Below are 11,493 nucleotides of genomic sequence, written 5' to 3' on the forward strand. Positions count from 1 at the left end.
CGATGAAGAGGCTTCGCCGCGGGGCTTCACCCGGATGTCCGTCTCGGAAGTTCCCACCTTGGGAGTCCGCACCGGACGTCCCGACTCGGGAAGTCCGCACCGGACCTCCCCACCGGGAAGTCCGGACCCGGAAGTTCCACCCGGGGAGTCCGCACCCGGCAGCCTCACCGACACGAAGGAGGGCGGCCCGGATGTCACACCACACGTCGAGCCGTACCCCGAGCGGGCAGCTCGACCAGCTCCCCGACCGGGACCCCGAGGAAACCGCGGAATGGATCGAGTCGCTCGACGCCGTCGTACGCGCCGCCGGCCCCGGCCGCGCCCGCCTGCTGCTGGCCCGCCTGCTCGAACACGGCGAACACCGCGGCCTGGACCTGCCGCCCGTAACGCGCACGCCGTACGTCAACACCGTGCCCACCGCTGCCGAGCCGAGCTATCCCGGCGACCCGGACATGGAGGAGCGGATCACCGCGTACAACCGGTGGAACGCGGCGGCGATGGTGACCCGGGCGAGCCGGTACGGGCTGGGCGGGCACATGGCCACGTACGCGTCGGCGGCCTGGCTGTACGAGGTCGGCTTCCAACATTTCTTCCGGGGGCGGGCCGACGGCGGGTCCGGTGATCAGATCTACTTCCAGGGGCACGCGTCGCCCGGCGTGTACGCCCGGGCCTTCCTGGAAGGGCGCCTGACGGTCGATCAGCTCGACCGGTTCCGGCGCGAGGTGGGCGGCGGTGGGCTGCCGTCCTATCCGCATCCGCGATCCCTGGGCGGCTTCTGGGAGTTCCCGACGGTGTCGATGGGATTGGGACCGCTGGCCGCGGTGTACCAGGCGCGGTTCAACCGCTACCTGCACAACCGGGGCCTGGAGGACACCTCGGGCAGCCGGGTGTGGGCCTTCCTCGGCGACGGCGAGATGGACGAACCCGAGGCCACCGCGGCGCTCACCCTCGCCGCGCGCGAGGGGCTGGACAACCTGGTCTTCGTGATCAACTGCAACCTTCAGCGACTGGACGGCCCGGTGCGCGGAAACGGGCGCGTGGTCCAGGAGTTGGAGAGCGTGTTCGCGGGCGCCGGATGGCATGTGGTCAAGGCGCTGTGGGGCAGGGACTGGGACGATCTGTTCGCGCGCGACCACGACGGCGAGCTGATCCGCCGGTTGGAGCACACGCCCGACGGCCAGTTCCAGACCTACTTGGCCGCCGACGGCGGGTACATTCGGGACAACCTGCTCGGCGGCGATCCCGATCTGCGCGGCGTGGCGGCGCACCTGGACGACGCGCGGCTCGCGGAACTGATCGGGTTCTCCCGCGCGGGCCACGAACCGCGCAAGGTGTACGCGGCCTACCGCGCGGCGATCGAGCACCGGGGCGGGCCCAGTGTGGTGTTGGTGCAGACGGTCAAGGGTTGGACGCTCGGGCCGGGCTTCGAGGCGCGCAACGCCAACCACCAGATGAAGAAGCTGCGCCAGGACGAGTTCCGGGTGATGCGCGACCGGCTCGACCTGCCGGTGGCGGACGCCGACCTCGACGGCGAGTTGCCGCCGTACCTGCACCCGGGCCCGGACTCGCGCGAGGCCCGCTACCTGGCCGACCGTCGCCGCGCGCTGGGCGGCCCGGTACCCGCGCGTCGCGTCGCGTTCACCCCGCTTCCGGAGCCGCCGGCGTTGACCGAGGCGCCGTTCGCCGCGCTGCTCAAGGGGTCCGGCAAGCAGGAGATCGCCACCACGATGGCGTTCGTGCGACTGGCCAAGGAACTGATGCGCGATCCGGTCGTGGGTCGGAGCTGGGTGCCGATCGTGCCGGACGAGGCGCGCACGTTCGGGATGGAGTCGATGTTCCCGACCGCCGGGATCTACTCGCCGCACGGGCAGACCTACGATGCGGTGGACCGCGAACTGCTGCTGTCCTACCGGGAGGCGGTGGACGGACAGATCCTCAACGAGGGCATCACCGAAGCCGGCGCGGTCGCCTCGTTCACGGCGGCGGCCACCGCGTACGCCACGCACGGGCGGCCGATGATCCCGTTCTACGTCTTCTACTCGATGTTCGGCTGGCAGCGGGTCGCCGACCAACTGTGGGCACTGGCCGACCAGATGGGCCGAGGCTTCCTGATCGGAGCCACCGCCGGCCGCACCACGATGACCGGTGAGGGGCTGCAACACGCTGACGGACACTCGCAGTTGATCGCGTCGACCAATCCGGCGTGCATGTCCTACGATCCGGCCTTCGCGTACGAGATCGCGGTCATCGTGCGGGACGGCCTGCGCCGGATGCTGACCGCGACGCCGGGACACCCGAGCGGCGAGGACGTCTTCTACTACCTCACCGTATACAACGAACCGCTTCCGCAACCGGCGATGCCGAGCCCGGACGCGGCCGAGGGGATCCTGCGGGGCATCCACCGCTGCGCGCCCGTCCTCGACGTGGCTGCCGAAGTACATGCCGGCGCGGGTGCCGACGCGGCTGCGGGCGCGGGCGTTGACGTTGGTGCCGGCGCGGACACCGGTGTCGGCGCCGACGCCGAACTGCTCGCGAGTGGAACGGCGGTGCGGTGGGCGCTGGAGGCGCAACGGCTGCTCGCGGAGGACTGGGGGGTGTCGGCACAGGTGTGGTCGGTGACCTCCTGGACCGAGCTTCGCCGCGAGGCGCTTGCCGCAGGGGAGGACCAAGTTCCGTATATAGAACGGGTTTTGGCGGAGGCATCCGGGCCGGTGGTGGCGGTGAGCGACTGGATGCGCGCGGTGCCCGACCAGATCGCGCCGTGGGTCCGGCAGGACTGGACCTCACTCGGCACGGACGGCTTCGGCCTCTCCGACACCCGAGCCGCCACCCGCACCCATTTCGCGGTGGACGCCCCATCGATCGCGATCCGCACGCTGAGCGCGCTGGCCCGCCAGGGCAAGGTGAAGCCGGGAGTGGTGAGGGAGGCGATGGAGCGGTACGGGCGCACGGAGGGGTGACGCGTCGCGGGCGCGCCTCGCGGGGGCGCGCGTTGCGGGGATGTCGGGAGCGCGGAGGGCGGGCGCGGTGGGTGCGGCGCGGGAGCTCGGCGGATTGGTGCGTTGCGCGAGTGGGCCTAGCCAGGACACCTTGCGAGTGCCTCGGGCGTATGCGTGAGACTGCGTCCATGACGATCACATCGGTGACTGTGCGCCGACATGTACCTGACCTGGACGCGGCGATCACGTTCTACGAGCGGCTGACCGGCGAACCGGCAACCCGATTCGCCTTCGCCGGACTGGAGTTGGCGGCCACCGGACCGTTCCTGGTCTTCACCGGCCCGCCCGAGGCGGCGGCCCGCTTCAGCGGCGTGGCCGCCACCCTCGGCGTCGAGGACCTGGACGCGACGTTCGCCGACCTGATCACCCACGGCGCCGAACCCATCGCCGAGCCGACACCCACCCCGAATGGCCGCCGCGCGGTGCTTCGCCACCCGGACGGCGCGGTCTTCGAGTACGTCAGCCGCTGACCCTGGTCGGATCGGGGCCGCCACCACCACCATCGGCGGCGGCCCCGACCGTCCTTCGACTCAGCTACCGGCGATGAGTTGGGCGGGTCCGAAGACGTTGCCGTTGGTGTCGGGGGCTTGCCCGGGGTAGGTGTAGACGTTGCCGTTGGCGGCGCGGGCCCAGAGGTCGGCCTTGCCGTCGCCGTCGAAGTCGCCGTCGGAGGACACCTGGGGGTAGGCGGTGGTGTCGAATCCGGTGGCGATCAGGGTGGGCGTGCGGCTGTAGGCGCCGAGGTCGGCGGTGCCGTCCGGGTTCTTGGCGGAGGTGTATTGGTAGACCTTGCCGTCGGTGCGGTCGCGGGCCCACAGGTCGGCGAGGCCGTCGCCGTTGATGTCACCGGGGGAGGAGAACTCCTGGTTGCGACGGTCGATGTGGTCGAAGACGGTGGCCCGGTGGAAGTTCTCGGAGTGCAGCCACAATGCCTGCGCGCCTGTGGCGTCTTCTTCGACGGTGAACAGGTCGTCGCGTCCGTCCCCGCTCGCGTCACCGACGGCTACGAGTTGCTTTGTCCGTGACCAATCGTCCGTGAAGTCGACGCACTCCCGATCCGCCCGGGCGAGATCGGTGCACAGGAATGCGCGGTTGACGACGAGGGCGTTCTCACGCAGGAAGTACCCGTCGGTCGCGTCGAACGTGTTGAGATACACCAAAACGCTCGCGCCGCTGAAGACGTAGAGGTCGTCCGTGCGCCCTTCGCCGCCACGATGGCTGATCAGGGCACCGGTCCAGGTGTGGTCGTCCATCGGCCCCTGCCGGGCCGACGACGCGAGGTGGCCGCCCGCCGCCGGAGAGTCCCCCACGCTGTAGAGCCGAACGGCGCCTCCTGCGTCCACGCGCAGCACATCCACGTTGCCGTCGCCGGTGATGTCACCAGGCTTGGGTGCGGGCGGGTTGGGGTCGCTCGGCGTGAAGAAGGCATAGAGCCTCGGCTGCGAGGTGTTGCCCGCTCGATCGACGGTCTGCGCGGAGAGTGTGTTGGATCCCCAGTTGGTGACTGTCAGGGCGGGGGTTCGCCAGGTACCGGAAGGTGCGTCGTAGATCGCGCGCGCCGCCCCGCCGACCGGGATCGGCCCGTTGAGCGAGTATTCGACCGCTGTGACGTCGGGGCCGGCGGTGCTGGTGTCGAAGATGAAGACGCCTTGTTGTCCGGCGTATTTGCCGCCGCCGTTCTCCGGGAAGTCCTGGCTCGTGACGACCGGCAGTCCCGGTGGGGTTTTATCGAAGGTGAAGGTGCAGCCTGTGGCGCGGACCGGGTCGGATTGGTTTGCGCGACCCGACTCGACGCTCCACACGTAGGTTTTTCCGTCGGTGAGGGTGGTACTGGGAATCCGCGCCTGGGCCACGTGGGTGCCGTAGGCCTCCGAGCCCCAACCGCTGTCCCAGGTGGTCGGGTTGCCGTTGCCGACTTCGTGGAGTTCGAAGTGTGCACCGACCAGTGGCCCGTTGGGCTCGCCGACGGTGGCGAACAGGTCGATGGTGCCGACGGTGGGGTTCAGGGCGCCGACGTAACCGCAGCTGTCGGTCGAGCCGTTGACCGGGACCGGGTTCATCCGCAGGTTTGTGGGGCCCGAGGTGGCGTCTGCGGCGGAAGCGGGTGCGGTCAGCAGGCCGCAGGCGAGGGCGCCGGCAGCCAGGGCGGAGAGTCGACGGCCTTTGGTGCGGGGTTTCCTACGGGGCATGGGTGTACTCCTCGTGTCGCCGGGATCACCGGACTGCGGTAGGCAACCAGGCGACTGGGACACCCGCAACGGGTATGAGGGGCCGCGGACTTGCCGTGGTGACGGAAGGTGGCGAGAGGGAGGCGTGAAGTTATGTTTGGCTTCCGGGATTTCCTGCCGTGCCCGGTTTGGCGGTGGGCGTGACACTTGGCGCGGCCAACAGGTTGTAGTGAGAGATGGCACATCGTGGAGGTGGGTTGGTGGCGGGTGGGAAAACCTGTGGCTGAGGGTGGGGGAGGCCGGCAGCGTGTCGGGGCATGGTGATGTTGCGTCAGATTCGGGCCGATTTCGATGCCGCGTCGATTGTGGTGTATCAGGCCTACGCACCGGCTATTGCCGAACCCGCTTTGCGGGAGGGGCGGTTCGTGGCGCCGTTTTCGTTTGGGCGGATGACGTGGGTCAAGCCGTCGTTCCTGTGGCTGATGCACCGTAGTGATTGGGCGCGGAAGGCGGGCCAGGAGCGGGTGTTGGCCGTGCGGATCAGTCGGGCGGGGTTCGAGGACGCGCTCGGGCGGGCGGTGTCGACCGAGGGGTCGGTGGCCGGTGCCGACGTGCATGTGCAGTGGGATCCGGAACGGTCGTTGCGTGGCGCGGCGTTGAATCACTACAGCATTCAGGTCGGGATCGGGCGGGATGTGATCCGGATCTTCAACGACGAGTGGATCGTCGGAATCGCCGACCTGACGCCGGTGGTGCGGCGGGTGGCGGGGCTGCTCAAGGAGGGCCGAGCGGCGCAGGCTCAGCGGTTGTTGCCGGTCGAGAGGCCGTACCCACTGGCTGGGCCGCCGGCTCGACGGGTCGGGGCGGACGGCTGAGGTTTGTGTGTGAGCGGCGTGCGGATTCGCTGCGGGTGCGGGTGCGGGTGCGGTGGCTGCGTGGTCTGGGGCGTGAGGCCGGGTACGCGGTTGCCGGGAGGCGCGTGCGTACCCGGATGCCGTCAGGCGTGGGTGCCGCCGTCTACTCGGATTTCGGTGCCGGTGATGAAGGCGCCGTCTTCGGAGGCGAGCATCGCGATGACGCCGGCGATGGCGTCGGGGCCGGCCATCGCGGCGCCGCCGGATTCGAGGTCGGTGGCCAGGATGGGCGAGAGCTTGGCGAACAGCTCCCAGTCGGTGTCCGCCGGGAGGTAGCCCGAAGTCGCTTCGGTGATACCGGACTTGATGCTGCCGGGGGCGACGTTGACGGCGCGCAGACCCTGCTTGCCGTATTCGAGGGCCAAGGCGTGGGTGAAGGACTGGATGCCGCCCTTGCTCGCCGCGTAGGCCGCCATGTACGGGTGGGCGAAGGCTGCCGAGGTCGAGCTGAAGTTGACCACGACGCCGTTGCCGGTGGCCAGGAGGGCGGGCAGCGCCTCGCGGGTGACCAGGAACGTGCCGGTGAGGTTGACCGTGATGATCCTGTTCCACAGCACAACGAGTGGCCGAAGCGCTCCGCCGAGGTATCCGCTCCGGCGAGTTCGCGCCCGGCGATCGCCTGCCCTCCCGTCGCCAGGTCGCCGACGAATACCGGGTGGGCCTCAGAGTCGCGCAGCTCGCGCTCGAAGTCCTCCGCGACGCAGGCCTCGCCGAGGGGACACAGCGCCACCAGCCCGCGGTGGCGCATCCTCCAGCAGTGGGAGTCCTGACCGACCCGGCCGCAGCTTGGCCCCACGAGATAGGGGAGCGGCAGCTCTCCCGAGCCGCCGCAACAGGCGATGTCGCCGTCCTGCTCGGGCTCGCCAACGGCACCCGGGTCCAGCGCGAACGCACCGAACTCATCGACCCCGACGGCCGAACGAGCCACCTGCTCGTCAGGTACACCCGGCGCCTCCGGTCAGCACCCGGAAGTGGCGAGCACGCCGATACGTCGGCGCGGGCCGCAGCCCCGGGAGAGGCCGGCATGCTCGGCGTCGCCATCGGATCGATCCTCCTTGTCGTGCGGGTGGTCAGGTACGCGCGGGACGGTTGCCCCGCTGCGGTCGACGAGCTATTGCTGCCGGCGGACCGGTGGCGGGTGAGGCTCGGGCCCGCCTACCGGAGCGTGTGACCCTCCCGGTAGGCCGCGGGCAGCCAGTCCGGCACGGGCATCGCCCTGTATCTGGCGGCCATGGCTTCGTCGTTCCGCTTGACCTCCGCGCGCAGGATGTGGGTGCGCTCGTTCTGGTCCGCGTGCGCCAGGACCGCCTGGACGAGCGCCGGGAGCGTGCCGGGGGGGATCGCGAGCGTCTCGGACTCGTACGACCCGTCGGGCAACTCGTAGTGCGCGATGAGCAGGTCGGGGTCGTAGGTGTACTCGCGAAGCTTCCAGTCGCGCTGCGGCATGGCCTCGTCTCCGTGGTGCGGGCGGTGAGTGGTGGTGCCTCGCCCGGCCGGCGCGCTGGGCGCGATCTTCCCCGGCCGGGCGAGGCGTTGGGGGCCCGGCAGCGATACCAGCGCCACCGGGCCGAGTCGCCCGCGAACGGTCGGGCGACGGGGCCGGTCCCGCTACCGCGCCGGTGGCGGCAGGACCGGAGTCGAGGGCCCGGCGGTGTCATACTCACCGCCGGGCCGGGCCGTCCGCCGGGCGAAGGGCGAACAGCCGGGGGTGCCGCCGCGGATCGATCGCGAGCGGCGTCGGGCGGGGCTCAGCCGCCCGAGTTCGACATCCGCCGCACCGGCGGACCGGGGACCGGGTAGAGCAGGTACGCCCGGATCTCGTGCTGGAGCGCGATGAGTTCGTCGTGCGTCATGTCCATCACCCTGCCGTCCGAGAGCGCGGCTCGGATCGGACGGTGCGGGTCACCCGACGCAGTGACACACGGCCGATCGGGCTGTTCGGTGACGATCATGATCGCTCGCCTCTACGCTAAGTGAACTGATACCGCAACGCTACGAGCAGCCCCAACGGCGCGGCAGTGACCGCCGGTACGGGTTGTCGAGCCATCCGGAGGGCCCATGACCCCCGCCCCCACCGAAACCCTGACCGACACGCAGGGTTCCGCCGGCCGGACCCGCGGCGGCGTCATCTCCGGGTACGTGATGCGGTGCATCCGCGAGCAAACCGGACTCACCCAGGAGGGCCTCGCCGAGCAGTTCGGCGTGAGCGTCGACACCGTCGCCGCATGGGAGACCGGGCGCCGTCCGATCACCGCCGTACCCGTCGGCCACATGCTCGTCTACCGCAACCGGTTGCTCCAGGCGGGCGCTTCGCCCGACCTGCTCACCGCACTCGACCGGGCCATGGAAGCGGACGTCCTCCTGGCAGGCGTCCTCGAGGGCGGCTCCGCCGGACCGCATCACCCCCTCGGCTCCACCGTGCTGCAGCGCAACGTGGTCGAGATGCTTACCTGGCCGCTCACCGGCCGCGCGCCCGCCACGCTCGACGCCCTCCCCAAGCCGAAACGCCGCGGCCCGGTGGCCACCAGTCCGGAACTCCCCGCCGCCAGCTGTCGCGCGTTCTTCACCGCGGTCCGCCGCGCAGCCGAGACTGCGACGAGACCGGCCGACATCCTGACCCGCCGACAGGCGCTCTACCTCGTCAGCTACGACCCGGCCCCGGACACCACGCCGTGGATACAGCACCAGCAGCGGGGCCGGCGAAGCCAGGGCTGGCTGGCGGACGGGCTCGACGCCCGTTCCGTGGCGTCCGTCGCAGTGCGCCAGGGCGACACCGAGAGGATGACGCGGTTCATCGAGCGCACCCTCGTGGACAGCGACCCCGGCGAGACCGCGAACCTCAACTACTGGGCCTACTGGGTGGGCGAGCTGCCCCGGCTCCACGGCGATGACGCGTTCATGGCGGCGCCGGTCACCCCCGGTGCCTGGTGCGGGCAGCGCCTCCTCGCGCACCTCGTCGACCACCTCACGCCCGGGCTCGGCTTCTCCGAGCTGTACGTCCACACCCTGTGGTCGCTCCTCGCGGTCCGCCCCCACCTCCTCCAGGCGGCGGGCGTCGACACGGACGCCCTGCGGAATCGGGTCGATCTCCTGTTGGATGGCGGGACGTTGTCCGCGCAGGCGCGGCGCGAGCTGGACGGAGTCCGCTACGCCATCCGCCTGTCGAGGACGTAGACCACAGGCAAGGGGCATGGGGTGGCTGACGAAGACCGCGCGGTGGCGAACTTCCTTTTCGAGGCAGGCTCGTTGAAGTTGCACAAGCGGACCGGGTGGTGGATCGCCGGCGTCAAGGACCCGGAGTCCGTCGCCGAGCACTCGTGGCGTGCCGCCCTCCTGGCGTCGATCATCGCCGAACTCGAGGGCGCCGACCCGGCGCGGGCGGCGCTGCTGAGCGTGTGGCACGACACTGGGGAGACCCGCACCGGGGACCTTGCGCACATCAGCCAGAAGTACGTCGGCAAGGGCGACGCGGAGAAGATCGCCGCCGACCAGTCCCAGGGCATGCCGGCCGCTCTGGGCGCGCTTATGCGGTCGATCATCGGCGAGTACGAGTCCCGCGAGACACCCGAGGCGATCTGCGCGGGCGACGCCGACAAGCTCGAATGCCTCGTCCAGGCCATCGAGTACCAGGACCAGGGGCACAAGAATGTCGACCGCTGGATCGTGAACTCCCAGAAGCGGATTCGGACCGAGTCCGCGAAGCGCATCGCGGCCGAGCTGCTGGAGACCGGCTCGCTCACGTGGCTCCGCGAGGCCATGGGCGAGTCGTAGCATTCGAGCCCCCTGCGGCTGCCGGGCCAGGCCGGAACCGGGCAACCGGATCCCCCACCCACTGCGGTGGCGGCGACCCCGGAGCCGCAGGGCGCACACCGGGTCGCGTACCCCACGCGAGTGCGCCGGCTACCGATCACCGCGGCAGCGATGCCACGCTGGGCGCATGGACGAGCAGACCACCGACCCCCGCCGGCCCCAGCACACCATCGGCTTCGGCGGCCCCGAACACGCCACCCCCGCAGAGCTACGCGCCGAACTCCCCGACGACCTGCGCATGGAGTTCGAAGAGGAATACCAGGCCGCCCTCAACGAGGCCAACGCCAACGGCAACCTCCAGGCGCTCGCCGACATGCTGCCCCTGTGGCAAGGCGAACTCGCACGGCGCCGCTCCCCGGACTGGCCCGAGATGGAAGAGACCATCCGCCGACTCAACGCAGGCCTGCCCGTCGACACCGTGCCCGCCGACCGCACCCAGTGGGGAGACCCCGGATGAGCTACCGCGTCGACGCCTCGTACAGCACCCAGCAGTGGCTGAAGGGCAAGCCCTCCCATGTCCTGTCCGCCTACGACGGCATGGTTCGGCAGCTCGCGTCCGACCCGTGGCGAGTCGGCCACCCGACGCGATCCTCGAACATGCGCGAGTACGCGTTCTGCGTCGAGGGCATCGCCACGTTCGTGATCACCGATACGCACGTGACGGTCACCATCGTCGGCGTCCGGTAGCCGCCACCCGGACGCCGGCCGCGCCCACGAGCCCGGTGTCGAATCCGGCGGGTAGCGTCGGACGGATGCACGACTCGCACGACACCACGCTCGACGCTGCGGTCAAAGCCCGCGCCCAGCTCGGCCGGCGGAACGATGCGGTGTCGCCCGAGGACATGCTTGCCGGCTCCTACACTCGTGCTCGATGCCGTGTGTGCCGCAACCGGAACCCCTCGGTCCTTTTTCGAGGTGGATCCCGACGACCTCCCGGCCGATACCCTCGCCTTCCGCAAGACGGCGAGTTCGTCGGTTACCGAGGTCGAGCGTGTCAGCGCCACCGTCCGCGAGGCATACGGGGTTTCCGCCCGACTGCTCACCGAGGTCGGCATGCGGCGAGCCGTCCTGCCACGCGCCGAGGGCGACCTCGACGGGGACGACATCGAACGCCTTGCGGAGGAAACACGAGATGCCCTGGGCATCGCGCGGGACTCCGTCATGCAACATCTGACCCGCACCTGCGAGCGAGCCGGTATCCCGGTTGTGCCCATGATGCTTCTCGATCGCGGAGGTAACGCCGAGGACCGCGTCATCGGACATTTCGGCGCCTCGTGCTGGCGAGGCACGGAAGACCCGTCGCTGATCAGCTACTTCAGCGCATCGAGTGGCGACCGGCAGCGCTTCACCATTGCCCATGAACTCGGGCATCTGGTGCTCCATCCCGCGCGCAGACACATCTCTCCCAAGCTCGCAGAGCAAGAGGCCCACCGATTTGCGGGCGCCCTCCTCGTTCCGCGAGAGCGTGCCTACGAGGCGTTGGAAGCTCCCTTCCAGCTACGTGAACTACTGAGCTTTGCGGATTCGGTTGTTGTTGGTTCGTCATGTCAGGTCGGTTGCTGCGAGGAAGCCGTTGAGGAGCGCGGGATGGTTTTGGATGTG

11 protein-coding genes and 1 pseudogene are annotated in these 11,493 nt (G+C 70.1%); 9 read left to right on the plus strand and 3 right to left on the minus strand.

Features of this window, described 5'->3' with window-relative positions; translation table 11 throughout:
• The first annotated feature begins 191 nt into the window (after nt 1–191).
• Together aceE and ACZ4FV_RS09480 are read left to right on the plus strand one after the other, a co-directional pair.
• Nucleotides 192–2,960, plus strand: coding sequence for a pyruvate dehydrogenase (acetyl-transferring), homodimeric type (gene aceE / locus ACZ4FV_RS09475; protein WP_465322299.1), 2,769 nt, complete (start codon nt 192–194; stop codon nt 2,958–2,960).
• Nucleotides 2,961–3,127: 167 nt separating this feature from the next.
• Complete coding sequence (locus tag ACZ4FV_RS09480) at nt 3,128–3,469, plus strand: VOC family protein (RefSeq protein ID WP_395873924.1); 342 nt, start codon at nt 3,128–3,130, stop codon at nt 3,467–3,469.
• A gap of 60 nt (nt 3,470–3,529) precedes the next feature.
• Here ACZ4FV_RS09480 and ACZ4FV_RS09485 read toward each other — a convergent pair whose 3' ends face one another.
• A complete protein-coding gene (locus tag ACZ4FV_RS09485) occupies nt 3,530–5,188 on the minus strand; it encodes an FG-GAP repeat domain-containing protein (protein WP_465322301.1) in 1,659 nt (552 codons plus the stop codon).
• 296 nt (nt 5,189–5,484) lie between these two features.
• Between ACZ4FV_RS09485 and ACZ4FV_RS09490 the strand changes: the two genes are divergently transcribed.
• The gene (locus tag ACZ4FV_RS09490) at nt 5,485–6,042 is read left to right on the plus strand and encodes a DUF4291 domain-containing protein (RefSeq protein ID WP_402236466.1); all 558 of its coding nucleotides are present in this window, start codon (nt 5,485–5,487) and stop codon (nt 6,040–6,042) included.
• Nucleotides 6,043–6,164: 122 nt separating this feature from the next.
• Here ACZ4FV_RS09490 and ACZ4FV_RS09495 read toward each other — a convergent pair.
• Nucleotides 6,165–6,635 (minus strand): annotated as a pseudogene (locus ACZ4FV_RS09495) (SDR family NAD(P)-dependent oxidoreductase); the annotation flags it as partial.
• A gap of 8 nt (nt 6,636–6,643) precedes the next feature.
• Here ACZ4FV_RS09495 and ACZ4FV_RS09500 point away from each other — a divergent pair.
• Nucleotides 6,644–7,252 (plus strand): GntR family transcriptional regulator, encoded by a 609-nt coding sequence (locus tag ACZ4FV_RS09500; protein WP_402236463.1) that lies wholly within the window; start codon nt 6,644–6,646, stop codon nt 7,250–7,252.
• Here ACZ4FV_RS09500 and ACZ4FV_RS09505 read toward each other — a convergent pair.
• Nucleotides 7,237–7,527 (minus strand): hypothetical protein, encoded by a 291-nt coding sequence (locus ACZ4FV_RS09505; protein WP_465322302.1) that lies wholly within the window; start codon nt 7,525–7,527, stop codon nt 7,237–7,239. The two genes, ACZ4FV_RS09500 and ACZ4FV_RS09505, sit on opposite strands and share 16 nt — an antisense overlap.
• A 612-nt stretch (nt 7,528–8,139) precedes the next feature.
• Between ACZ4FV_RS09505 and ACZ4FV_RS09510 the strand changes: the two genes are divergently transcribed.
• The 5 genes from ACZ4FV_RS09510 to ACZ4FV_RS09530 all read left to right on the plus strand — a co-directional run.
• Nucleotides 8,140–9,255, plus strand: a complete 1,116-nt coding sequence (locus ACZ4FV_RS09510) for a helix-turn-helix domain-containing protein (RefSeq protein WP_402236459.1) — start codon at nt 8,140–8,142, stop codon at nt 9,253–9,255.
• Between the two features lie 21 nt (nt 9,256–9,276).
• A complete protein-coding gene (locus ACZ4FV_RS09515; RefSeq protein ID WP_395873933.1) occupies nt 9,277–9,852 on the plus strand; it encodes an HD domain-containing protein in 576 nt (191 codons plus the stop codon).
• A 166-nt stretch (nt 9,853–10,018) separates the two neighbouring features.
• Nucleotides 10,019–10,348 (plus strand): DUF6247 family protein, encoded by a 330-nt coding sequence (locus ACZ4FV_RS09520; RefSeq protein WP_402236457.1) that lies wholly within the window; start codon nt 10,019–10,021, stop codon nt 10,346–10,348.
• Nucleotides 10,345–10,578, plus strand: a complete 234-nt coding sequence (locus tag ACZ4FV_RS09525; RefSeq protein WP_395873935.1) for a hypothetical protein — start codon at nt 10,345–10,347, stop codon at nt 10,576–10,578. Before ACZ4FV_RS09520 ends, ACZ4FV_RS09525 begins: the two co-directional genes overlap by 4 nt.
• 228 nt (nt 10,579–10,806) lie before the next feature.
• Nucleotides 10,807–11,493: ImmA/IrrE family metallo-endopeptidase (locus tag ACZ4FV_RS09530; RefSeq protein WP_465322304.1), on the plus strand; the 687-nt coding region annotated here is incomplete at its 3' end.

This window comes from Embleya sp. NPDC025285 (genome assembly GCF_055558835.1).

Excerpts from the sequence above, each read along its gene's own strand:
- aceE (WP_465322299.1), top strand. The coding sequence starts at position 192 with ATGTCACACCACACGTCGAGCCGTACCCCGAGCGGGCAGCTCGACCAG.
- ACZ4FV_RS09480 (WP_395873924.1), top strand. The coding sequence starts at position 3,128 with ATGACGATCACATCGGTGACTGTGCGCCGACATGTACCTGACCTGGAC.
- ACZ4FV_RS09485 (WP_465322301.1), bottom strand. The coding sequence starts at position 5,188 with ATGCCCCGTAGGAAACCCCGCACCAAAGGCCGTCGACTCTCCGCCCTG.
- ACZ4FV_RS09490 (WP_402236466.1), top strand. The coding sequence starts at position 5,485 with ATGGTGATGTTGCGTCAGATTCGGGCCGATTTCGATGCCGCGTCGATT.
- ACZ4FV_RS09505 (WP_465322302.1), bottom strand. The coding sequence starts at position 7,527 with ATGCCGCAGCGCGACTGGAAGCTTCGCGAGTACACCTACGACCCCGAC.
- ACZ4FV_RS09510 (WP_402236459.1), top strand. The coding sequence starts at position 8,140 with ATGACCCCCGCCCCCACCGAAACCCTGACCGACACGCAGGGTTCCGCC.
- ACZ4FV_RS09520 (WP_402236457.1), top strand. The coding sequence starts at position 10,019 with ATGGACGAGCAGACCACCGACCCCCGCCGGCCCCAGCACACCATCGGC.
- ACZ4FV_RS09525 (WP_395873935.1), top strand. The coding sequence starts at position 10,345 with ATGAGCTACCGCGTCGACGCCTCGTACAGCACCCAGCAGTGGCTGAAG.